Source organism: Streptomyces sp. NPDC006551 (assembly GCF_040611675.1).
Taxonomy (GTDB): Bacteria; Actinomycetota; Actinomycetes; order Streptomycetales; family Streptomycetaceae; genus Streptomyces.
Genome location: NZ_JBEXOT010000003.1, coordinates 194,787 through 216,831, shown reverse-complemented (window position 1 = coordinate 216,831; position 22,045 = coordinate 194,787). Strand labels below are relative to the sequence as shown.

Genomic DNA, 22,045 nt, shown 5'->3' with positions numbered 1-22,045 from the left:
GTTGGTTGTGGATCAAACATCTGATCCACGAAAATGGAATGGTGGCGTGAAACACACTTCGGCATCCTGGCGCCATGGACAGACCCATGGACGAGAGACGCACCGTGAAGGTGTCGAAGTACCTCAGCAAGCATCTGCGTCACCAGCCGGAACGGATCGGGCTGGTCCTCGACGCGAACGGCTGGACCGAGATCGACGCCCTGCTGCGGGCAGCCGCCGCCCACGGCTTCCCGATCACGCGTGACGAACTGGACCATGTCGTCGCGAGCAACGACAAGAAACGCTTCGCGATCGACGGAACGCGGATCCGCGCCAGCCAGGGCCACACGGTCGCGGTGGACCTCGGTCTTCCGGCCGCCGAACCGCCCGCGTACCTCTACCACGGTACGGTCGCCGCCCGTTTGGACGCGATCCGGGCGGAGGGCCTGCGCCCCATGGCCCGCCACCATGTCCATCTCTCCCCCGACCGGGAGACCGCGACCCGCGTCGGCGCACGGCGGGGCCGCCCGGTGGTCCTGAGCGTGGACGCCGGCGCGATGCACCGGGCCGGTCATGTCTTCCACGTCAGCGCCAACGGCGTCTGGCTGACCGACGCGGTGCCCCCGGAGTTCCTCCGCTTCCCGGGCTGAGGCCGACCCCTCCGCTTCCCGGGCTGAGGCCGACCCCGACGACGGAGACCCCGACGACCGCCCTTCCCGGGCCGAGGCTTTGACGCCGCCCCCTGCGGCATGATCGTCCCCATGGGACACGCGCATCTGCCGACCACCGAGTCCGCCGTCGCCGCGATCCGGGAGATCGCCCGCGAGTACGGCCTCGACATGAGCGTCACGGACGACATCGGCGCCGACCAGACCTCCCGCCGGACCTCCTCCGGCGCCTTCACCGTTCTCGACCCGGACGGCTCCCTCCCGCACGAGGCGTTCGTCGAGCTCGGCGGCTCCCCGGCCGTGAGCGTGCGGCTCTTCCCCGAGGACGACGCGAAGATCACCGTCGACGGTGTGGAGTTCGACGACGTCCCGCGTGACTCCGTGCCGGCCTTCCTGCGCTCCGTCCACGGCGGACTCGCCCATGTGAAGGGCAGGTTCTTCCCGCCGGGATGGTGGCTGGTGGTTCCGCTGCCCGGCGACGAGACGTACAAGGAGCTCATCGAGCACGGGACGCTCAGCCCCTGGCTGAGCGGAAGGGTCCGCTGAGAGCCACGGAGGCCACCTGATACCCGCAGGAGTCGACCGGGACAAGGGAGGCGGGAGCCCACCCGGGACAGGGAGGCAGGAGTCGGCCGGGGACAGGAGAATCGTGGCGGTCGTAGGCTCGTGGGCATGACCTTGCGCCTGAGCACCGTGATCCTGCCCATCCACCGCTGGCACGAGGGCGGCCGTGACCGCTGGCTGCGCGCCGAGGAGCTGGGCTTCCACGCCGCGTACACCTACGACCACCTGTCCTGGCGGACCTTCCGCGACGGCCCGTGGTTCGGCGCCCTGCCGACGCTGACGGCCGCCGCGACCGCCACGGAACGCCTGCGCCTGGGGACGCTGGTCACGTCACCGAACTTCCGTCACCCCGTGACGCTCGCCAAGGAGCTCATCTCCCTCGACGACATCTCGGGCGGCCGCGTCACCGTCGGCATCGGGGCCGGCGGCAACGGCTTCGACGCCACCACCCTCGGCCAGGAGGCGTGGAGCCCCCGCGAGCGGGCGGACCGGTTCGGTGAGTTCCTGCCCCTCCTCGACCGTCTGCTCACCGAAGACGCGGTCACCCAGCAGGGCACCCACTACTCCGCCCTGGAGGCCCGTAACATCCCCGGCTGTCTCCAGCGCCCCCGGCTGCCCTTGGCGGTCGCCGCGACCGGGCCGCGCGGGCTGAAGCTCACCGCGCGGTACGGGCAGGCGTGGGTGACGACCGGCGACCCGAAGCTCTTCGAGGAAGGGACTCCGGAACAGTCGGTGGACGCCCTGCGCGGCCAGCTGGAGAAGCTCGGCAAGGCCTGCGCCGAGACCGGCCGGGACGTGGCCGAGCTCGACAAGATCATGCTCACCGGTTTCACCCCGGACCGGGGGCGCCCCCTGGAGTCGCTGGACGCCTTCGTCGACTTCGCCGGCCGCCACCAGGAGCTGGGCTTCACCGAGCTGGTGATCCACTGGCCGATCCCGGACTCCGACTTCGCCGCCGACCAGGCGGTCTTCGAGCGGATCGCGACGGAGGCCGTGGCCCAGCTCGGCTGACCGCACGCACGGGCAGGTCACCGTTCCGCACTCAGATGTGCGCCCTCTCGCACGACCGTGCATCTTGTACGGAAGAATGGATCGGTGACCTCACCTCACTCTGCGCGCCCCGCCGCCCCGGCCCCCCGGTTGATCGCCACCGACCTCGACGGCACCCTGCTGCGCGACGACAAGTCCGTCTCGGAGCGTACGGTCGCGGCGCTCGCCGCCGCGGAGCGGGCAGGTGTCGAGGTCTTCTTCGTCACCGGCCGCCCGGCCCGCTGGATGGACGTGGTCAGCGACCACGTCCATGGCCACGGTCTCGCGATCTGCGCCAACGGCGCGGCCGTCGTCGATCTGCACGCCGGCGGCACGTTCCTCGAGGTGCGGCCGCTGGACCGGTCGGTCGCCCTGGAGGTGGTACGGGCGCTGCGCGAGGCGGCCCCCGGCGCCTCCTTCGCGGTCGAGCTCACCACCGGCATCCACTACGAACCGGAGTACCCGCCCTTCTTCCTCGACCCGGGCGCGACCGTGGCGACCGCGGAGAAGCTGCTGTTCGAGGAGGAGCCGGGCGCGGCCGCCCCCGTACTCAAGCTGCTCGCGCAGCATTCGGAGCTCGACCCGGACGGTTTCCTGGCCGTGGCCCGTGCGGCCGCCGGCGACCTGGCCTCGTTCACCCGGTCCAGCCCGACCGCCCTGCTGGAGATCAGCGGGCTCGGCGTCTCCAAGGCGTCCACCCTCGCCCTGTGCTGCGCCGAGCGGGGCATCTCGGCGGACGAGGTCGTCGCCTTCGGTGACATGCCCAACGACATCGAGATGCTCAGCTGGGCCGGCCGCTCGTACGCGATGGGCAACGCCCACCCGGACGTGATCGCCGCCGCCTCCGGTCATACGGTCGCGAACAACGACGACGGAGTGGCCGTGATCATCGAACGCATCCTCGCGGGCACCCTCGACGACTGACACGCTGCGGGGCAGCGAAAGGGCCGGAGCCGGGCGGCCCCGGAGCGGGCGGACCTGGAGCGGGCGGGCCTGGAGCGGGCGGCCCCGGAGCGACCGAGCCCGGAGCGGGCGGCCCCGGAGCGGGCGGCCCCGGAGCGGGCTCCGGACCCGGCGGGCTACAGCGGGGCCTCCCACACCACCGTCGTACCGCCGCCGTTCTCGCCGATGCCCGGCCCGCACCAGCTCGATCCGCCCAGCGACTCGGCGCGCCTCGCCAGGTTGCGCAGACCGCTGCGCCGCCCGCCCTCGGGGATGCCGACGCCATCGTCGGCGACCGAGAGCCGCACGCCGGCGCTGCCGTCGGGCAGCTCGGTGTCCGCGTCGACCACGACCTCGATGCGCGTGGCCTCCGCATGCCGGAAGGCGTTGGAGAGGGCCTCGCGGAGGGCGGCGATGAGGTTCTTGCCGGTGAGATCACCGACGGCGGAGTCGATCGGACCCAGAAAGCGGTGCGCGGGCTTGAAACCGAGCGGCACGGCGGCCATGTTGATCTCCCGCAGCACACGGGTCCGCAAACCCGAAGGAGCCTCGGCCGGGCCTTGCTGGAGCGCGAAGATGGCCGTCCGGATCTCCTGGATCGTCACGTCCAGTTCGTCCACGGCCTTGCCGACCCCCTCCCGCACGGCGGGCACGATCGACTTGCGCTGCGCGCTCTCCAGCATCATCCCGGTGGCGAACAGCCGCTGGATGACGAGGTCGTGCAGATCGCGGGCGATCCGGTCACGGTCCTCGTAGACGGCGAGCCGCTCCCGGTCGCGCTGCGCGTCGGCCATCATCAGGGCCAGCGCCGCCTGGGAGGCGAACTGCGTGGCCAGCGTCCGCTCCGCCTCGGTGAACGCCCGGGCGCCCCGCGTGCGGGGCGTCGCGAGAGCCCCGAGCACCCTGCCTCCGCTGTGCAGCGGCAGCAGCATGCTGGGTCCGTACTCGGCGGCCACCCGGCTGAGCATGCGGGCATCGGTCGAGACGTCGTCCACGAACACCGCCTCGCCGTCGAGAAGACGCTCCACCACCGCGCTCTCCGGCGGGATCACCACGCCCAGGGACTCGCTGGGCGTGTCGGAGGAGACGGCGACGATCTCCAGGCCGCCCTCCTCGGCGGGCAACAGCACGATTCCGGCCGCAGCGTCGGCGAGCCGGCGGGCCTGTTCGGCCACGACCGCCAGGGCGTCGTCGGCGTCGCCGCCGGAGAGCAGGGCGGTGGTGACGGCGACCGAGCCGTCGATCCAGCGCTCCCGCTGCCGGGCGGCCTCGTACAGGCGGGCGTTGCCGATGGCGATCCCCGCCTCGGTGGCGAGGACCCGGACCATGTGGACGTCGTAGTCGTTGAACTCGCCCCCGCCGTTCTTCTCGGCGAGATAGAGGTTGCCGAAGTTCTCGCCCTGGACGCGGATGGGGACGCCGAGGAAGCTCCTCATCGGCGGGTGGCCGGGTGGGAAGCCGGCCGAGCGGGCGTCGGTGGACAGGTCGGTGAGCCGGATCGTCCCGGGGTTCCGGATCAGCGCGCCGAGGAGCCCGGCCTGGCCGTCGGGGAACCGCCCGATCCGACGGGCCACGTCCTCGCCGACGCCGTGGGTGACGAAGTCGGAGAGGCCCTCTCCCTCCTCGTCGACGACCCCGATGGCCGCGTAGCGGGCATCGGCGAGTTCGGCGGCGGTCTCGCAGATACGGTCGAGGGTCGCGTGCAGTTCGAGGCCCGTGCCGACCGAGCGCATGGCCTCCAGGAGCTGCGGCACCCGCGCGGTGAGCTCCGTGGACAAGCCCTGCAGGCTGCGGGTGGCCCGGGTCGCGGCGTCGAGGGAGTCGGGTTCCTGGGGCTCCGGGGCGTCGGGCACGGCGGCGGTCATGACCTTGAGCCTAGTAAGTCCTATTTGGCGAGAAAAGTCGGCTGCTCGGGCGTACGGTCTCCGGCGGCGAGCGCCAGGTCGCTCGCCCGTTCCCGCTCCAGCATCCGGCGCAGCGGACCGTCCACCCCGGCCAGCTCCGCGTACTGACCGCGCTGCACGGTCCGGCCCTCGTCCAGGACCACCACCTCGTCCACGGCGTCGAGGCCGCGCAACCGGTGGGTGATCAGAACGGTGGTACGGCCCTCGGTGGCCCGCAGCAGATCATCGGTGAGCGCGTCCGCCGTGGCGAGGTCGAGGTGCTCGGCCGGCTCGTCGAGGACGAGGACGGGGAAGTCGGCGAGCAGCGCCCGGGCCAGCGCGAGGCGCTGCCGCTGACCGCCGGAGAGCTTGGAGCCGTGCTCGCCCACCATGGTGTCGAGGCCGTCGGGCAGCCCGCTCACCCAGTCGAGGAGCCTGGCCCGGCCGAGCGCGGCGCGCAGGTCGTCGTCGCTCGCTTCAGTACGGGCCAGGCGCAGGTTCTCGCGCAGGGAGCTGTCGAAGGTGTGCGCGTCCTGGGCGCAGAGCCCGACGAAGCGGCGGACGTCGTCCCCGTCGAGCGCCGCCGCGTCCACCCCGCCGAGGCGGTAGGTGCCCGCGCCGGCGTCGAGGAAGCGCAGCAGCACCTGGGCGAGAGTGGTCTTCCCCGACCCGGAGGTGCCGACGACGGCGACCCGCCTCCCGGCCTCCAGGGTGAGCGCGAAGCCGGTGAGCGCGTCCCTCTCCTGCCCGGCGTGCCGGGCGGAGAGACCGGCGACCTCCAGCGGGAAGGGGCTCCGCGGCGGCGCGGCGGCGCGCTCCGGTTCGTGTACGGGAAGAGGCGCGTCGAGCACCTCGTACACCCGCTCGGCGCTCCGCTTGACGCGCTGGCGGTACTGGACGGCCAGCGGAAGGCCGATGACGGCCTCGAACGCGGCGAGCGGGGTGAGGACGACGACCGCGAGGTTCACGCCGTCCAGGCGACCGTCGCGGACGGCCTGGACGCCGGCGAACGCGGCGGCGGCGACCGTCAGACCGCAGGCGAGCGCGGACAGACCGGCGCCGAGTGCGGTCGCGGCCGCCTGCCGTGAAGCGATGCCGGTGAGGGTGCGGTCGGCGGTCCGGGCCTTGTCGACGCGGTGGCGCAGAGCGCCGGCGACCGTCAGTTCCGCGCAGCCCCGCAGGAGGTCGACGACCGTGGTGGCGAGGGCGCCCCGAGCGGGGGCGAGCTGCCGCTCGGCCCGGCGGGCGAGGACACCGCTCAGCGCGGGGACCGCCACGCCCGCGGCCAGCAGACCGGCGGCGAGGACCGCCCCGGCCTCGGGCAGGAGCCAGGTGGTGAACCCGACGGAACCGGCGCCCACGACGAGCGCGGCACCCACGGGGAGCAGCCAGCGCAGCCAGTAGTCCTGAAGGGCGTCGACGTCCTGGACGAGCCGGGAGAGAAGGTCGCCGCGCCGGGTGCGGCGCAGTCCGGCGGGGGCGATGCGCTCCAGACGCCGGTAGACGGAGACGCGCAGCTCCGCGAGCATCCGCAGCACGGCGTCGTGGGACACGATCCGCTCGGCGTAGCGGAAGACGGCTCGACCGATGCCGAAGGCGCGGGTGGCGGTGACGGCCACCATCAGATAGAGGACCGGCGGCTGTTCGGAGGCGCGGGAGATGAGCCATCCGGACACCGCCATCAGGCCGACGGCCGACCCGAGCGCCAGGCTCCCGAGGAGCAGGGCGAGCCCCATCCGCCCCTTGAGCTCCCCGGCCATGGCACGCACGCGCCCGAAGAGACCGCGACCGCCGTGGCCGACGGCGCTGGTGCCCTCACCGCGACCACCCTCGCCGGCGGGACCGGTGCCCTCACCACGACCGCCGAGACCCTCGTGACCGACGGGGTCGGCGGCACCGCCACGATCGTCGTGGCCGGCCGATTCGACACCCTCGGCGGTCGTGCCGCCGTCGCCGAACCGGTCGTCCGCCCCCGGCGTCGCCCCGAAGAGGTCGCCGCGCACGGGGGCATCGACACGATCAACACCGTCGACGCGAGTCGGCTCCGCCGCGGGCATCGGCGGGGTCAGCTCCACCACACGGTCGGCGACCGCGAGCAGCGCCGGGCGGTGGACGACCAGGAGCACCGTGCGACCCACCGCGAGGCGGCGGACCGCGTCGACGACGGCCGCTTCCGTCTCGCCGTCCAGCGCGGCCGTCGGCTCGTCCAGGAGCAGCAGGGGTCGGTCGGCCAGGAACGCCCGGGCGAGGGCGAGGCGTTGCCGCTGCCCCGCCGAGAGCCCCGCTCCGTCCTCGCCAAGGACGGTCTCCACACCGTCGGGGAGTCCGTCGACGAAGCCGTCCGCACCGGCGTCCCGCAGGGCCTGCTGTACCGCCAGGTCCGAGGCGTCCGGCCGGGCCAGGCGGACGTTGTCCGCGATCGTGCCCGCGAAGAGATACGGCCGCTGCGGCACCCAGGCGATCCGGGACCGCCACTCCGCCAGGTCCGAAGATCCGAGCTCGCGGCCGCCGACCCGTACCGTTCCGCCCGCCTCGGGCACCGCGAATCCCAGCACCACATCGAGCAGCGTCGACTTGCCGACGCCGCTCGGACCCACCAGCGCCACCGTCTCGCCCGGCTCCACCACCAGCGAGGCCGCGGCGAGCGACGGCTCGGCACGCCCCGCATGACGGACGGTCACGTTCGCCAGCTCAAGGCGCGGGGACGACGAGGGCACCGACGCGGCGCCACCCTGCCGTACCGGCGTCTCCAGTACCTCGAAAATCTCCTCCGCGGCGGCGAGCCCCTCCGCCGCCGCGTGGTACTGCGCACCGACCTGCCGGATCGGCAGATACGCCTCGGGCGCCAGGATCAGAATGACCAGACCTGTGTAGAGGTCCAGATCGCCGTGGACCAGCCGCATACCGATACCGACCGCGACCAGCGCCACCGAGAGGGTCGACAGCAGTTCCAGGGCGAAGGACGACAGGAACGCGATCCGCAGCGTCTTCATCGTCGCCCGCCGGTACTCCGACGTGATGGCGCGGATCGATTCGGCCTGGGCCTTCGCCCGCCCGAAGACCTTGAGCGTCGGCAGCCCGGCCACCACATCGAGGAAGTGCCCCGAGAGGCGTGACAGCAGCTTCCACTGCCGGTCCATCCGGGCCTGGGTGTACCAGCCGATGAGGATCATGAAGAGGGGAATGAGGGGCAAGGTGACGACGATGACCGCCGCCGAGACCCAGTCCTCGGTGACGATCCTCGCCAGGACGGCCACCGGCACCACCACCGCGAGCCCCAGCTGCGGCAGATACCGCGAGAAGTAGTCGTCGAGCGCGTCCACCCCTCGGGTCGCCAGCGCGACCAGCGAGCCGGCCCTCTGGTCGCTGAGCCACCCGGGCCCCAGCGCCGCCGCCTGCTGGAGCAACCGTCCGCGCAGCTCCGACTTGACCGCCGCCCCGGCCCGATGGGCGGCCAGCTCCGTCAGCCAGGAGACCAGCGCCCGGCCACCCGCGACGCCGGCGAGCAGCAGCAGCGGCGTGGTCAGCGCGGAGACCGCCAGCCCCTTCTGGAAGGCCCCCACCACCACCTCGGCGATGAGCATCGCCTGGGCGACGACCAGCGCCGCCCCGGCCAGGCCGAGAACCACCACCGCCATGAGGAAGAGACGGGTGGCCCGGGCGTACCGAAGCAGACGCGGATCGATCGGTTTCACGTGAAACATCCCCCACTAGTGAGCGGCGTCGGCGATGTGCTGCGTGCCGATCCGCTTGCGGAACACCCAGTAGGTCCAGCCCTGGTAGAGCAGCACGAGCGGAGTGGCGATCGCCGCCAACCAGGTCATGATCTTCAGCGTGTAGGGGCTCGACGACGCGTTCGTCACGGTAAGGCTCCACGCGGGGTCGAGCGACGACGGCATGACGTTCGGGAAGAGCGTCAGGAACAGCATCGCGAAGGCTGCCGCGATGGTCACGCCCGACAACGCGAACGACCAGCCCTCGCGCCCCTGCTTGATCGCGCCGATGGCGCCGACCAGCGCCGCCACGGCCACGACCATGGCGACCAGGCTCCAGGTGCCACCCTTGTCGGCCTGCGTCCAGAGCAGGAATCCGAGCGCGAGAACGGCGGTGGCGAGCCCCACCTTCAGGGCGAGCGCACGCGCCCGTACCCGGATGTCCCCCACCGTCTTGAGTGCGGCGAAGACCGCCCCGTGGAAGGTGAAGAGCGCAAGCGTGACGAGGCCGCCGAGGATGGCGTACGGGTTGAGCAGGTCCCCGAAGGTGCCCACATACTCCTTCTGCGCGTCGATCGCGACTCCGCGCACGATGTTGCCGAAGGCGACGCCCCACAGCACGGCGGGGATGAGGGAGGTCCAGAAGATGGCCTGTTCCCAGTTGCGCTGCCAGTTCTCCTCGGGCCGCTTCGCCCGGTACTCGAAGGCCACACCACGCACGATCAGGCAGACCAGGATGATCAGCAGCGGCAGGTAGAAGCCGGAGAAGAGGGTCGCGTACCAGTCGGGGAACGCGGCGAAGGTCGCGCCGCCGGCCGTCAGCAGCCACACCTCGTTGCCGTCCCAGACGGGGCCGATGGTGTTGATCAGGACCCGCTTCTCGCTGCGGTCGCGAGCGAGCAGCTTGGTCAGGACGCCGATCCCGAAGTCGAACCCTTCGAGGAAGAAGTAGCCGATCCAGAGGACGGCGATGAGTACGAACCAGACGTTGTGGAGTTCCATGCCTCGATCTCCTGAGCCTCAGTACGAGAAGGCCATGGGCCGGTCGGGGTCGCGGTGGTCCCCGCCGATCTTGGTGGGCGGGTTGAGGTCGGCCTCCGTGAGTTCGGGCGGTCCGGCCTTGACGTACTTGACCAGGAGCCTGACCTCGATCACGGCGAGCACGGCGTAGAGGAGGGTGAAGACGATCATCGACGTGAGGACCTCAGCCGTCGAGACGCCGGGGGAGACCGCGTCCCGGGTGCGCAGCACGCCGTAGACGACCCAGGGCTGCCGGCCCATCTCGGTGAAGATCCAGCCCCAGGAGTTGGCGATCAGCGGGAAGAGCATGGTCCACAGGGCGACGAGCCAGTACCACTTCGCCAGTCGGGGGCTGAGCGCCTTCCGCCTGAACAAGACGAGGTTCGGCACCTCGTCCTCACCGGTCCGCATCCCCGGCGACAGCAGGAACTTCTTACGGGTCAGCCAGAGGCCGATCATGCCGAGGGTCAGCGAGGCCATGCCGAAGCCGATCATCCAGCGGAAGCCCCAGTAGGCGACCGGGATGTTGGGCCGGTAATCGCCGGGCCCGTACTTCTCCTGCTGGGCCTTGTTGACGTCGTTGATGCCGGGGACGTGCGAGGTGAAGTCGCCGTTGGCGAGGAAGGAGAGCAGACCCGGGATCTCGATGGCGACCTTGTTGTGGCCCTTCTCGACATCGCCGTAGGCGAAGACCGAGAAGGGTGCGGGCGCCTCGCCGTCCCAGAGCGCCTCGGCGGCGGCCATCTTCATCGGCTGCTGCTTGTACATGACCTTGCCGAGCAGATCGCCGCTGACGGCCGTGCCGAGTCCGGCGATGATCAGTGTGATCAGACCGAGCCGCAGCGAGGTCCGCATCACCGGAACGTGCTTCTTGCGCGCCAGATGGAAGGCGGAGATGCCGACCAGGAAAGCGCCGCCGACCAGGAAGGCCGCCGTCATGGTGTGGAAGAACTGGGTGAGGGCGGTGTTCTGGGTGAGCACCAGCCAGAAGTCCGTGAGTTCGGCCCGGCCGCGCTCCTCGTTGATGCGATAGCCGACCGGGTGCTGCATCCAGGAGTTGGCCGCCAGGATGAAGTACGCGGAGAGGATGGTGCCGATCGACACCATCCATATGCAGCCGAGGTGGATCTTCTTGGGCAGCTTGTCCCAGCCGAAGATCCACAGGCCGATGAAGGTCGACTCGAAGAAGAAGGCGATCAGCGCCTCGAAGGCGAGGGGTGCGCCGAAGACGTCGCCGACGAAGCGCGAGTAGTCGGACCAGTTCATGCCGAACTGGAACTCCTGGACGATGCCGGTGACCACACCCATCGCGATGTTGATCAGGAACAGCTTGCCCCAGAACTTCGTCGCCCTGAGGTACTTCTCCTTCTCCGTCCGCACCCAGGCGGTCTGGAGACCGGCGGTGAGCGCGGCGAGGGAGATCGTCAGAGGGACGAACAGAAAGTGGTAGACGGTGGTGATGCCGAACTGCCATCGCGCCAGAGTCTCTGGCGCCAGAGCGAGGTCCACGTCGTCTTCTCCTTACATCGCCGTGGTCACAGGGAGCGATTTGCCCCTTCAATCCCACCCATCTCGGGATGAACTGCGACACGCTTGTGAACGCGTTCACATTCACAAGCATTATGGCTCATACGAAATCCGTACGTAAGACCGGGGTACCCCTACTCGAAGGTCACCCCTTCCCCGGACCTTCAACATATTGTTGAATCAGGGGCATGGACCTTCAGATCCGTATCTCCTGGCCGGCCGGACACACCACGGCCACTCTCGACGAAACCCCCACGAGCAAGGCGCTCGTGGGGGCTCTTCCGATCTGCTCCACCGCCCGGACCTGGGGCGAGGAGGTGTATTTCGACACACCGGTCTCCGCAGCCGTCGAAGCCGACGCGCTTCAGGTGGTCGAGCCGGGCACCGTCGCCTTCTGGACCGAGGGCGACGCGCTCGCGCTCCCCTACGGCCCGACCCCGATATCCCGGGGTGCCGAGTGCCGACTCGCCGGCCCGTGCAACCTCCTGGGCGCACTGGACGGCGACCCGCGCGTGCTGGCCACCGTCAGGGACGGTGACCCGATCCGCGTGGAGCTGGTGACGGACTAGCGGTCCTCGCGGAAGCTCTCCGCCGTCTTCAGGAACAGGTCGTTCGCCTCGCACTCACCGATCGTGACGCGCACGCCCTCGCCCGCGAACGGCCGCACCACCACGCCGTGCCGCTCGCACTCCGCCGCGAAGTCCACCGTCCGCTCACCGAGCCGCAGCCAGACGAAGTTCGCCTGGGTGTCCGGCACGGTCCAGCCCTGGGCCACGAGCCCCGCGTGGACCCGCTCGCGCTCGGCCACCAACGAGCCGACCCGCCCGAGCAGTTCGTCCTCCGCACGCAACGACGCCACCGCCGCGTCCTGCGCCACCTGGCTCACCCCGAAGGGCACCGCCGTCTTGCGCAGCGCCGCCGCCACCGGCTCGTGGGCGATCGCGAAGCCCACGCGCAGCCCCGCCAGGCCGTACGCCTTGGAGAACGTCCGCAGCACGGCCACGTTCGGGCGGTCGCGGTAAAGCTCGATGCCGTCCGGGATGTCGGCATCGCGGACGAACTCCCGGTACGCCTCGTCGATCACGACCAGGACGTCGGAGGGCACCCGGTCCAGGAAGCGCTCCAGCTCGGCCCGGCGCACCGCCGTGCCCGTGGGGTTGTTGGGGTTGCAGACGAAGATCAGCCGGGTCCGGTCGGTGATCGCCTCGGCCATCGCGTCGAGGTCGTGCACCTCGCCCTCGGTCAGCGGCACCTGCACCGGGGTCGCCCCACTGATCTGCGTGATGATCGGGTACGCCTCGAAGGACCGCCAGGCGTAGATCACCTCATCACCCGGGCCGGCCGTCGACTGGATCAGCGACTGCGCGATGCCCACCGAGCCGGTGCCGGTGGCCAGGTGCGAGACGGGGACGCCGAAGCGGTCGGCGAGCTCCTCCATCAGACCGGTGCACGCCATGTCGGGGTAGCGGTTGAAGTTCGCGGCCGCGGCCAGCGCGCTCTCCATCACTCCCGGCAGCGGCGGATACGGGTTCTCGTTGGAGGACAGCTTGAAGGCGACCGGGCCACCCGCGGCGGCCGGCTTGCCCGGCTTGTAGGTGGGAATGCCGTCCAGTACGGCGCGCAGCTTCGGGCCGCCCGCGCTCGTCCCGCCGACCCCGCCGGCCGCCTCGCCGGCCCCGCCGGTCTCGCTCACTGCGCTCACTGTGGTCCTCCTCGACCGTCCGTACCACCAATACTCCTCACCTTATGAGGATTCGCCCCCGCTGCGAATGGGCTGTGGACAACGAACGGCGCCAAGCTGTGGAAAACGGAAGAGAGCGCGGGGACGGGTGGCGTGCGCCGGTGGCGTGCGCCGTGGCGCGCGTCCCCCGTAGAGGTGAGTTGAGACCTCTTCGAGACATGACCCCCTTGGCAGGCTCATGCGCGTGGACAACCATAGATCTACCCATAGCCCCCGCAACTGCCTTGATTTCCAAGGCAGTTGACACTTGTCGATCATGCAAAAACGTGCCTGTCAACGAGTGAATATGCGACCGGCCCAACCACCGGACCTCGCCCTACTATCGGCTCGCCATGACAGCAGCAGGGAAGCACCAGGTGAGCCGGGCACAGACCCGGGGAGGCCGGCAGGGCAGAGCGGGCATCCGGGATGTGGCCGCCGCCGCCGGGGTCTCCATCACGACTGTCTCCGACGCACTCAACGGAAAGGGCCGGCTCCCGGACGCCACTCGTCGCCACGTTCGCGAGGTCGCAGACCGGCTGGGCTACCGCCCGTCCGCGGCTGCTCGCACCCTCCGTACCGGCAAGTCAGGACTCATCGGCCTGACCGTGACGACGTACGGGGATGAACCTTTCACCTTCACCGAATTCGCGTACTTCGCGGAGATGGCCAGAGCCGCCACCTCGGCCGCGCTCGCCCGCGGCTATGCCCTGGTCATCCTGCCCGCCACCTCCCGCCACGACGTCTGGTCGAACGTCGCTCTCGACGGGACCATCGTCATCGACCCCTCCGATCACGACCCGGTCGTCACCGAGCTCGTCCGCCAGGGCCTGCCCGTCGTCTCCGACGGGCGCCCCGCCGGCACCCTCCCGGTCACCGCCTGGGTCGACAACGACCACGAAGCCGCCGTCCTCGACCTCCTCGACCACCTCGCCGCCGCCGGCGCCCGCCGGATCGGCCTGCTCACCGGCACCAGCACCGACACCTACACCCGTCTGTCCACCACCGCGTACCTCAACTGGTGCCAGCGGGTCGGACAGGACCCCGTCTACGAGGCCTACCCGGCGCACGATCCGTGCGCGGGCGCCGTCGCGGCCGACCGGCTGCTCGCCCGCCCCGATCGGCCCGACGCCGTGTACGGACTCTTCGACCCCAACGGGACCGACCTCCTGGCGGCCGCCCGCCGCTACGGACTGCGCGTACCGGACGATCTCCTGCTGGTCTGCTGCAGCGAGTCGACCGTCTACGCCAACACCGAGCCGCCCCTCACGACCCTCTCGCTCAAGCCCCGCCGGATCGGCACGGCCGTCGTCCAGCTCCTCATCGACGCCATCGAGGGGACCGACACCGACCGACCGGTCGAGCAGGTCATACCGACCGAACTCATCGTCCGCACGTCCTCCCAGAGGCGTCCACCGCGGACGACCGTCAGTCCGCCCCGGTCTCCCTCGACGGACTGAAAGAACCTGTACGTGCCGCGGCTCGGCCCAAACCATGGGTCGGCCCGGCTCTTACCCTGGCCTGGACCTTCTCAATTCGGGCGAAACGACCGGTGAACCCGGAGTGGACCCGGATTCACCACCCCTGGTGCGTCACACAGGAGGACCCTCATTCCTATGATGGGCGCACGACACCGCGGACCACCCCGACCAGGCCGGTCCGCGATGTGCAGGGCATCGCGACGGTGGTGGAGGGGTCGATGACTCAGGGGGCCGGGCAGGAACCCGTGGTGCGCACGGCGACATTGCGGGACTTCCGCGTACCGCCGTACGCCCGGGTGCCCGTGCAGGGCCACGCCGTCGAACCGCCCACGGGAGCCGCCGGATTCCCGGGGGCCGCCGAAGCCGCCGCACCCACCGGCTCCCCCACCGCACCCGGCATCGTCGGCGCGCCCGGCGTCCCTGGCGCCCCGCTCGACCCGACGCTCCACCTCAGGCATGCCCCGGTGGGCCAGGGCCAGGGCGGCCAGGAGCGGTCCGGCCCGTCCATCGTCGCCGTCGCCACCGGCCACCCCGGCAACGCCTTCCCGGAGGACGGCCTCCCCGAGGGCTACACCCCCACCGAGCGTGACCTCCCGGTCATCAACCGTGGCGACACCGTGCAGGTCCGGGTCGACCAGGACCCTGTCCCCGCCCCCGCGCCGACCCCGGCGGCGGGCGAGGGCCCCGGCCCGCTCTACGTCGTCGGCGACGTCCACGGCTATCTCGACGAACTCCTCGACGCCCTGCGTGAGCAGGGCCTCATCGACGAGAACGGCGCCTGGGCCGCCGGAAACGCCCGTCTCTGGTTCCTGGGCGACTTCACCGACCGCGGCCCCGACGGCATCGGCGTCATCGACCTCGTCATGCGCCTCTCGGCCGAGGCCGCCGCCGCCGGCGGCTACTGCAAGGCCCTGATGGGCAATCACGAGCTGCTGCTGATCGGCGCCAAACGCTTCGCCGACACCCCCGTGAACTCCGGCGCCGGCACCGCCACGTTCCAGGCCGCCTGGCTGCTCAACGGCGGCCAGAAGTACGACATGGACCGGCTCCAGGACGTCCATCTGCAGTGGATGTCCCGGCTGGACGCCGTGGTGGAGGAGGACGGGCACCTCCTCATGCACTCCGACACCACCGCGTACCTCGAGTACGGCAGCACCATCGAGGACGTCAACGAAACCATCCACGAGATCCTCAACCGGAACGACGCCGACGAGGTCTGGGACCTGTTCCGGAAGTTCACCAAGCGCTTCGCGTTCCGTGACGACGCCGGCCCCCAGGCGGTGCGGGAACTGCTCGGCACCTACGGTGGACGCCGTGTCGTGCACGGTCACAGCCCCATCCCGTACCTCCTCGGCCAGGTCGGCACGGAGGACGGCGAGGGCCCGTCGGAGCCGGTCGTCGACGGCCCGCACGTGTACGCCGACGGTCTGGCGATCGCCATGGACGGCGGTGTGACCATGGCCGGAAAGCTTCTGGTCGTCCAACTCCCCCTGGTCGGCTGAGGCATAACCCTGCGCATCCGGGAAAGGCGATTTCAGGAAACCCCCTGTCACCCTGTGCCGTAACCGCAATACCATCGGCTCATCCGTAGCAGGCTCTCCTCCGTTTCCGCCCAACTGCCCGTGATCCGCGGGTGGCCAGGGCCTACGGAGCATCGGGGGATGCACATGAACGTGGCTCCGCACCTGCTGACCGAGGACCGCGCCGAGTACGAGCGCATCCTCGACGACGCACTGCGTAACGCGCACGCACGTCCGGAACTCGCCGAAGTCGGGAAACGGCTCACGGCCGAACAGCTGCGCACGATGGCGCTGAACGCGACAGCGCTGATCACCACCGCGGCGGCGACCGAGTACGACCACTTCGTGAAGATCCGCGAAGAGGGACGCTCACCGAGCGGTACGAGTGTCATGGGCGCCGTCCTCGCGGCGGACGGCGACGGTGCGACCGGTGGTCCCGGCGCCGGTGTCGTCGCGATCGTCACGGTCCTCGCGCCCGTGCTCGCCGGCACGGCCGCGGTGATCTTCCTGCTGGTCGGAGCCGCACTGAAGACACTGGCCCCGACACTGGTGTTCGCCGAGACCCTGTTGACGGCGGGCTGGTTCTTCGGCGCCGTCGCGGCGGCCGGGCTGCTCTGCGCGGCCGCCGGGCTCCTCATGACCGCGCTGCGCAACAGCGCCACGGAGGTGGCCGCGACGGGGCCCGCCCCGGGAGGAGACGACGAGCTGTCCCAGGCCAGGGAAGCCTGGCGCCGCGCGCTGCTGGAACGGGGAATCCTGCCGTTCCTGCGCGACGCGCTGGCCGACCCCGGCGCGGCCCGGCCGGCCTCGCCGCCCCGCCCCCTGCCGACCTCCCGAATACCGAAGATCGGCTACAGCGGCCCGGAGTTCTCCAGCCCAGGCGAGGGCGCGTCCGGCACTCGTCCGACGTTCAGCAGCCCGGACTTCAGCAGCCCCGACTTCGGCTCTCCGGAGAACCGACCGGAGTGAACGCCGGAGAACCAGCCGGAGTGAACGCCGGAGGGACGGCACGGGAGCGGACGCCAGGACGGACGGAACCGGGCCGGCCCGCGACTCCCCCCGGGGCCGCGGGTCCGCCCGGTGTCCTCCAGGTCAGTCCGCCAACGGGAGGTAGACCCGGTTGCCGGAGGCGGCGAACTCCTTGGACTTCTCCGCCATACCGGCCGAGATCTCCTCCGACTTGAGGTCGCCACCGTGCTCCCGGCGAATGTCCTGCGAGATCTTCATCGAGCAGAACTTCGGGCCGCACATCGAGCAGAAGTGCGCGGTCTTCGCGGGCTCGGCCGGCAGCGTCTCGTCGTGGAACTCACGGGCCGTGTCCGGGTCGAGGGCCAGGTTGAACTGGTCCTCCCAGCGGAACTCGAACCGCGCGTCCGACAGCGCGTCGTCCCATTCCTGCGCCCCCGGGTGCCCCTTGGCCAGATCGGCCGCATGCGCCGCGATCTTGTACGTGATGACGCCGGTCTTCACGTCGTCGCGGTTGGGCAGGCCCAGGTGCTCCTTGGGCGTGACGTAGCAGAGCATCGCCGTGCCCCACCAGGCGATCATCGCGGCGCCGATCCCGGACGTGATGTGGTCGTACGCGGGCGCGACGTCCGTGGTCAGCGGGCCGAGGGTGTAGAACGGCGCCTCCTCGCAGATCTCCTGCTGGAGGTCGATGTTCTCCTTGATCTTGTGCATCGGGACATGGCCCGGGCCCTCGATCATCGTCTGCACGTTGTGGCGCTTGGCGATCGTGTTCAGCTCACCGAGCGTGCGCAGCTCCGCGAACTGCGCCTCATCGTTGGCGTCCGCGATCGAACCGGGGCGCAGACCGTCGCCCAGCGAGTACGTGACGTCGTACGTCGCCAGGATCTCGCAGAGCTCCTCGAAGTTCGTGTAGAGGAAGTTCTCCTTGTGGTGCGCGAGGCACCAGGCGGCCATGATCGAACCGCCACGCGAGACGATGCCGGTCTTTCGGCGGGCGGTCAGCGGCACGTACGGCAGCAGTACGCCGGCGTGGACCGTCATGTAGTCGACGCCCTGCTCGGCCTGCTCGATGACCGTGTCCTTGTAGATCTCCCAGGTCAGCTCCTCGGCCTTGCCGTCGACCTTCTCCAGGGCCTGGTAGAGCGGCACGGTGCCGATCGGCACGGGGGAGTTGCGCAGCACCCACTCGCGGGTGGTGTGGATGTTACGGCCGGTGGACAGGTCCATGACCGTGTCCGCGCCCCACTTGGTCGCCCACGTCATCTTCTCCACCTCCTCCTCGATGGAGGAGGTGACGGCGGAGTTGCCGATGTTGGCGTTGACCTTGACCAGGAACCGCTTGCCGATGATCATCGGCTCGATCTCCGGGTGGTTGACGTTGGCCGGGAGCACCGCGCGCCCCGCGGCGATCTCCTCCCGTACGACCTCGGGGGAGACGTTCTCGCGAATGGCGACGTACTCCATCTCCGGGGTGATCTCACCCCGGCGGGCGTACGCGAGCTGGGTCACCGCCTGGCCGTCGCGGCCCCGACGGGGCTGGCGCGGGCGGCCGGGGAAGACCGCGTCGAGGTTCTTGAGTCCCCCGCGCGGCGAGGTGTGCTTGATCCCGTCGTCCTCGGGGCGGACCGGGCGGCCCGCGTACTCCTCGGTGTCGCCGCGACTGATGATCCAGTTCTCGCGCAGCGGCGGAAGACCCCGCCGTACGTCGGTGTCGATGGTGGGGTCGGTGTACGGACCGGACGTGTCGTACAGCGTCACGTCCTTGCCGTTGGTGAGGTGCACCTGACGGACCGGCACACGGAGGTCGGGGCGGGAGCCCTCGATGTACCCCTTGTGCCAGCCCGGTGTGCGCTCGTCCTGGCCGTCCTGGCTGGTGGCAGGCGTGCGTGCATCCTGAATGGTCATGAGACCGATCTCCCTACGCCGGCATTACCCGGTAACAGGTTCGGCGGTCGGCGCAGCCTCTTCCCGTACGTACGTCAGTACGCGCGCGTACGGTGATCAGCGCCCTCTCAGCCCGGTGCTCCGAGCTCCCGCGTGTGCAAAGGTGCCACCACGCTAGCGTCAACCCGGGCGTGCTGAACAGTGGGCCCCCGCCGTTCTTGCGATGATCGGTCGGTGACTTCCTCGCAGCAGACCCCCGAACCGCACGGCGACGGCACCGGCCACGGGCATGGGCACGGGCAGGACGACGGCCATGGCGGGCATGTGGCGCACGGCCACACGCACAGCCATGGGCCCGCCGCGCCCGTCTCCCTGCATCTGCGCAAGGTCATCGCCGCGGTCCTGATCCCGTTCGCCACCGCCGTCCTGGTCGGGCTCGCGGTCCTGTGGCCCGGCGGCACCCCGGCGCACGAGCGCACTGGCGTCGGCTTCGACCGGCAGACCGAGCAGGGCAAGGTCGTCTCGGTCGAGTACGTCGACTGCAAGGACGTGAACGCCGCGCAGGTGCCGCCGACCGGTGACACGACGACACCCCAAGGGCGGGAGGCGGTCAACGCCCAGCAGGGGCAGTGCGCGAAGGCGACGATCGAGGTCACCACGGGCAACGACAAGGGCCGCACCTTCATCGAGATCGTGCAGCCGGACGCGCCCCGGCAACTGCGCGAGGGGCAGGGCGTGGTGGTGGCGTACGCCCCCGACGCCCCGCGTGACCTGCAGTATTCGGTGACCGATGTGAACCGCAAACTCCCGATGGTGCTGCTCGCCGGAATCTTCGCGCTCGCCGTCGTGCTCGTCGGCCGGTTGCGCGGGCTGATGGCCCTGATCGCGCTCGCCGTGAGCTTCCTGGTGCTGACCTTCTTCATCCTGCCGGCGATTCTGCAGGGCTCGAATCCGCTGGTCGTGGCGGTGGTGGGGTCCAGCGCGATCATGCTGATCGCGCTCTACATGTGTCACGGGCTTTCGGCCCGTACCTCGGTCGCGGTGCTCGGCACCCTGATCTCGCTGCTGCTGATCGGGCTGCTGGGCTCGCTCTTCATCGGCTGGGCTTCACTCACTGGCAACACGGACGACAACACCGGCCTGATCCACGGCCTCTATCCGGACATCGACATGTCCGGTCTGCTGCTCGCCGGCGTCATCATCGGGTCGCTCGGGGTGCTCGACGATGTAACGGTGACCCAGACGTCGGCGGTGTGGGAGCTGCATCAGGCGGATCCGCGGATGGGGCCGCGCGCGCTGTACCGGGCCGGGATCCGCATCGGCCGCGACCACATCGCCTCGGTGGTGAACACCCTGGTGCTCGCGTACGCCGGTGCGGCCCTGCCCCTGCTGCTGCTCTTCTCCATCGCGCAGAGCAGCGTGGGGACCGTGGCCAACAGCGAGCTGGTCGCGGAGGAGATCGTCCGGACGCTGGTGGGGTCGATCGGTCTCGTCGCCTCGGTGCCGGTCACCACCGCCCTCGCGGCGCTGGTGGTCTCCGCCGACCGGCCGGGACCCTCGGAGAGCCGCCCGGCCAGGGGTGGGCGACGCCGCCGGGCGAAGTGACCGGCTTGCCGCCTGGTCGGCGGCTCTCCTCCGCTCAGCCGGCGTTCTCCTCCGCGAGGATCCGACCCAGCGCGGCCTCCAGGTTGTCCTCGAAGTCACCGAGTGTCCGTTCCTGACCGAGCGGAACCAGTTTGTCCGTTCGGTCGAGGAAGGCGACCAGTGGCGGCGCGCTGGCCCGGAACAGGGCGCGGTCGCTGCCCACCTGAAGGCGGATGGAGACGTCCGAGAGCGCCTCGGAGCCGGTCGGCGCGATGTGCACATCGCCGTCCCCGCTGGATCCGTTGATCCCGTCGAGCAGCAGCTCCCGTCCGAACGCCCAGGTAACGGGCGCGTCCCCGGGAAGATGGAAGGTCATCCGCACCGCGTAGGGATCCCGGCTCTCATAGCGCAGTTCCACGGGGATTCTGAAGGAGAGCTCCTCGGAGACGAGGAAGCTCATCAGGACTTCGGCCTGAACCGACTCTCGCATCATGTACCCCGCAGTAGATGAAGCAGTTGCGTAAAGACAGCTGCTGAAAGCTGTGATCCCAAACGGCCAGGAATGATCCCCCATGGCCCTCTTGACGCCATCGTGCTGGAAGCGCTAGCAGATCACAAGGAGTGATTTTTCAGATACTGATAGAGAAAGCGAGCGAACTGAAGAGCTTTCCGATCTCACTGCGTAGTCGATCGACTGCGGGCAGCAACCGTTCTTCCTGGTGAAGGGGCAGGGAAATCGCCATGGCGGCCGCGGTGGAGCCCGCCGTGATGGGAACGGCGGCGCAAACCGTGCCGAGGGCGTACTCCTGACGCTCCACCAGGGGCTCCATGCGCCCCATACCGCCCAAACGCTCCAAAAGGGCACGACGGTTACGCACCGTGTACGGAGTGATGGCCTCGACCGGATGGCGGTCGAGGTGGTCTTGACGGCTCCTCAGATCAAGTTGGCTGAGCAGGCACTGCCCGATCGCATGGGCGTGCCCGGTCTCCCGGAAGTCGGCCCACTCGTCCACGGCGGGGGCGGACGGGGTGTCGGCCACGGCGACGAGCTCGATCTCGCCCTCACGGTAGATCGCGAAGTAGATGGGGACGCCGATCTCGTCGCGCCAGCGCGCGAGGGAGTCTTCGATCTTGGTGCGACGATTCTGCAGAACTCCGCCACCGGCCAGACGGCCGGCGGCGTCGCCGAAGACGAACACACCCTTCTCGCGGCGGAGATAGCCTTCGTGCGTCAGGGTGCGGAGCAGGTGGTACGCGGTGGGAAGCGGGAGTCCCGTCTCGCGCGCGAGCTGTTTGGCGGGAGCGCCGTCCTCGTGGGAGCCCACGGCCTCCAGAAGTCTCAGCGCCCGCTGCACCGAGCCGATCAGGGTAGGGACAGCGGATTGCGAAGCCGTGGCCAAAGGTCACCCCCAGGCGTTTCGACGGGTGCCCTGCACCCGCCCGCGGGGGCCGCCCCCGCGCGCCCGCCGCGGCCTAGGATCCGTGGGGTCCGTGGGTGGACCCACCCGGGACAGAAAAGAACTCGCTGGTCAACGTGAGATCAACGCACTGTTTTCCCCGGG

At 70.3% G+C, this 22,045-nt stretch carries 17 protein-coding genes and 1 riboswitch; of the genes, 9 read left to right on the top strand and 8 right to left on the bottom strand.

Annotated elements, in window-relative coordinates; all coding sequences use genetic code 11:
- Window positions 1-86: 86 nt before the first annotated feature.
- The 4 genes from ABZY12_RS05405 to ABZY12_RS05390 all read left to right on the top strand — a co-directional run bounded on the left by ABZY12_RS05405 (window position 87) and on the right by ABZY12_RS05390 (window position 3,164).
- On the top strand, window positions 87-629 hold the full coding sequence (locus ABZY12_RS05405; protein ID WP_356887366.1) for an RNA 2'-phosphotransferase: 543 nt from the start codon (window positions 87-89) through the stop codon (window positions 627-629).
- Window positions 630-740: 111 nt separating this feature from the next.
- Entirely contained in the window at window positions 741-1,193 is a 453-nt protein-coding gene (locus ABZY12_RS05400; protein WP_356887364.1) for a hypothetical protein, read from the top strand.
- A 126-nt stretch (window positions 1,194-1,319) separates the two neighbouring features.
- Window positions 1,320-2,222: an LLM class flavin-dependent oxidoreductase gene (locus tag ABZY12_RS05395; protein WP_356887362.1), complete on the top strand. Its 903-nt coding sequence runs from the start codon at window positions 1,320-1,322 to the stop codon at window positions 2,220-2,222.
- 84 nt (window positions 2,223-2,306) lie between these two features.
- Window positions 2,307-3,164 (top strand): Cof-type HAD-IIB family hydrolase, encoded by an 858-nt coding sequence (locus ABZY12_RS05390; RefSeq protein ID WP_356887360.1) that lies wholly within the window; start codon window positions 2,307-2,309, stop codon window positions 3,162-3,164.
- Between the two features lie 155 nt (window positions 3,165-3,319).
- Here ABZY12_RS05390 and ABZY12_RS05385 read toward each other — a convergent pair whose 3' ends face one another.
- The 4 genes from ABZY12_RS05385 to ABZY12_RS05370 are packed head-to-tail and all read right to left on the bottom strand — an operon-like array spanning window position 3,320 to window position 11,307.
- The gene (locus tag ABZY12_RS05385) at window positions 3,320-5,047 is read right to left on the bottom strand and encodes a GAF domain-containing protein (protein ID WP_356887358.1); all 1,728 of its coding nucleotides are present in this window, start codon (window positions 5,045-5,047) and stop codon (window positions 3,320-3,322) included.
- Between the two features lie 20 nt (window positions 5,048-5,067).
- Window positions 5,068-8,760, bottom strand: a complete 3,693-nt coding sequence (gene cydD, locus ABZY12_RS05380; RefSeq protein WP_356887356.1) for a thiol reductant ABC exporter subunit CydD — start codon at window positions 8,758-8,760, stop codon at window positions 5,068-5,070.
- A gap of 15 nt (window positions 8,761-8,775) precedes the next feature.
- Window positions 8,776-9,780 carry a cytochrome d ubiquinol oxidase subunit II gene (gene cydB, locus ABZY12_RS05375; RefSeq protein WP_356887354.1) on the bottom strand — a complete coding sequence of 335 codons (1,005 nt, stop codon included), beginning with the start codon at window positions 9,778-9,780 and terminating at the stop codon, window positions 8,776-8,778.
- 18 nt (window positions 9,781-9,798) lie between these two features.
- Complete coding sequence (locus ABZY12_RS05370) at window positions 9,799-11,307, bottom strand: cytochrome ubiquinol oxidase subunit I (RefSeq protein ID WP_356887352.1); 1,509 nt, start codon at window positions 11,305-11,307, stop codon at window positions 9,799-9,801.
- 206 nt (window positions 11,308-11,513) lie between these two features.
- Here ABZY12_RS05370 and ABZY12_RS05365 point away from each other — a divergent pair, with 206 nt between their 5' ends.
- On the top strand, window positions 11,514-11,894 hold the full coding sequence (locus ABZY12_RS05365) for a cyclophilin-like fold protein (protein WP_356887350.1): 381 nt from the start codon (window positions 11,514-11,516) through the stop codon (window positions 11,892-11,894).
- Here ABZY12_RS05365 and hisC read toward each other — a convergent pair.
- A complete protein-coding gene (hisC, locus tag ABZY12_RS05360) occupies window positions 11,891-12,949 on the bottom strand; it encodes a histidinol-phosphate transaminase (RefSeq protein WP_356887668.1) in 1,059 nt (352 codons plus the stop codon). The genes ABZY12_RS05365 and hisC overlap by 4 nt on opposite strands.
- Before the next feature lie 449 nt (window positions 12,950-13,398).
- On the opposite strand from hisC, the gene ABZY12_RS05355 reads away from it, so the two are divergent.
- The 3 genes from ABZY12_RS05355 (at window position 13,399) to ABZY12_RS05345 (ending at window position 17,015) form a co-directional block, all read left to right on the top strand.
- Window positions 13,399-14,505: a LacI family DNA-binding transcriptional regulator gene (locus ABZY12_RS05355; protein ID WP_356887348.1), complete on the top strand. Its 1,107-nt coding sequence runs from the start codon at window positions 13,399-13,401 to the stop codon at window positions 14,503-14,505.
- 224 nt (window positions 14,506-14,729) lie between these two features.
- On the top strand, window positions 14,730-16,028 hold the full coding sequence (locus ABZY12_RS05350) for a metallophosphoesterase (RefSeq protein ID WP_356887666.1): 1,299 nt from the start codon (window positions 14,730-14,732) through the stop codon (window positions 16,026-16,028).
- A gap of 159 nt (window positions 16,029-16,187) precedes the next feature.
- Window positions 16,188-17,015, top strand: a complete 828-nt coding sequence (locus tag ABZY12_RS05345) for a hypothetical protein (protein ID WP_356887346.1) — start codon at window positions 16,188-16,190, stop codon at window positions 17,013-17,015.
- A 123-nt stretch (window positions 17,016-17,138) separates the two neighbouring features.
- On the opposite strand, the gene thiC is transcribed toward ABZY12_RS05345, so the two are convergent.
- The gene (thiC, locus tag ABZY12_RS05340; RefSeq protein WP_356887344.1) at window positions 17,139-18,920 is read right to left on the bottom strand and encodes a phosphomethylpyrimidine synthase ThiC; all 1,782 of its coding nucleotides are present in this window, start codon (window positions 18,918-18,920) and stop codon (window positions 17,139-17,141) included.
- Window positions 18,914-19,062: riboswitch (TPP riboswitch) on the bottom strand. Its footprint overlaps the gene before it by 7 nt.
- Window positions 19,063-19,223: 161 nt before the next feature.
- Between thiC and ABZY12_RS05335 the strand changes: the two genes are divergently transcribed.
- Window positions 19,224-20,504, top strand: coding sequence for a YibE/F family protein (locus ABZY12_RS05335; protein ID WP_356887664.1), 1,281 nt, complete (start codon window positions 19,224-19,226; stop codon window positions 20,502-20,504).
- A gap of 34 nt (window positions 20,505-20,538) precedes the next feature.
- Here the strand turns inward: ABZY12_RS05335 and ABZY12_RS05330 are convergent, their stop codons facing one another.
- Window positions 20,539-20,973, bottom strand: a complete 435-nt coding sequence (locus ABZY12_RS05330; RefSeq protein WP_356887662.1) for an SsgA family sporulation/cell division regulator — start codon at window positions 20,971-20,973, stop codon at window positions 20,539-20,541.
- Window positions 20,974-21,112: 139 nt separating this feature from the next.
- Window positions 21,113-21,883 (bottom strand): helix-turn-helix domain-containing protein, encoded by a 771-nt coding sequence (locus ABZY12_RS05325; RefSeq protein WP_356887342.1) that lies wholly within the window; start codon window positions 21,881-21,883, stop codon window positions 21,113-21,115.
- Between the last annotated feature and the right edge of the window lie 162 nt (window positions 21,884-22,045).

What these genes read in the sequence shown, in the direction of transcription:
- ABZY12_RS05405 (WP_356887366.1), top strand. Translation starts at nt 87, where the DNA reads ATGGACGAGAGACGCACCGTGAAGGTGTCGAAGTACCTCAGCAAGCAT.
- ABZY12_RS05400 (WP_356887364.1), top strand. Translation starts at nt 741, where the DNA reads ATGGGACACGCGCATCTGCCGACCACCGAGTCCGCCGTCGCCGCGATC.
- ABZY12_RS05395 (WP_356887362.1), top strand. Translation starts at nt 1,320, where the DNA reads ATGACCTTGCGCCTGAGCACCGTGATCCTGCCCATCCACCGCTGGCAC.
- ABZY12_RS05385 (WP_356887358.1), bottom strand. Translation starts at nt 5,047, where the DNA reads ATGACCGCCGCCGTGCCCGACGCCCCGGAGCCCCAGGAACCCGACTCC.
- cydB (WP_356887354.1), bottom strand. Translation starts at nt 9,780, where the DNA reads ATGGAACTCCACAACGTCTGGTTCGTACTCATCGCCGTCCTCTGGATC.
- ABZY12_RS05365 (WP_356887350.1), top strand. Translation starts at nt 11,514, where the DNA reads ATGGACCTTCAGATCCGTATCTCCTGGCCGGCCGGACACACCACGGCC.
- ABZY12_RS05355 (WP_356887348.1), top strand. Translation starts at nt 13,399, where the DNA reads ATGACAGCAGCAGGGAAGCACCAGGTGAGCCGGGCACAGACCCGGGGA.
- ABZY12_RS05345 (WP_356887346.1), top strand. Translation starts at nt 16,188, where the DNA reads ATGCACATGAACGTGGCTCCGCACCTGCTGACCGAGGACCGCGCCGAG.
- thiC (WP_356887344.1), bottom strand. Translation starts at nt 18,920, where the DNA reads ATGACCATTCAGGATGCACGCACGCCTGCCACCAGCCAGGACGGCCAG.
- ABZY12_RS05330 (WP_356887662.1), bottom strand. Translation starts at nt 20,973, where the DNA reads ATGCGAGAGTCGGTTCAGGCCGAAGTCCTGATGAGCTTCCTCGTCTCC.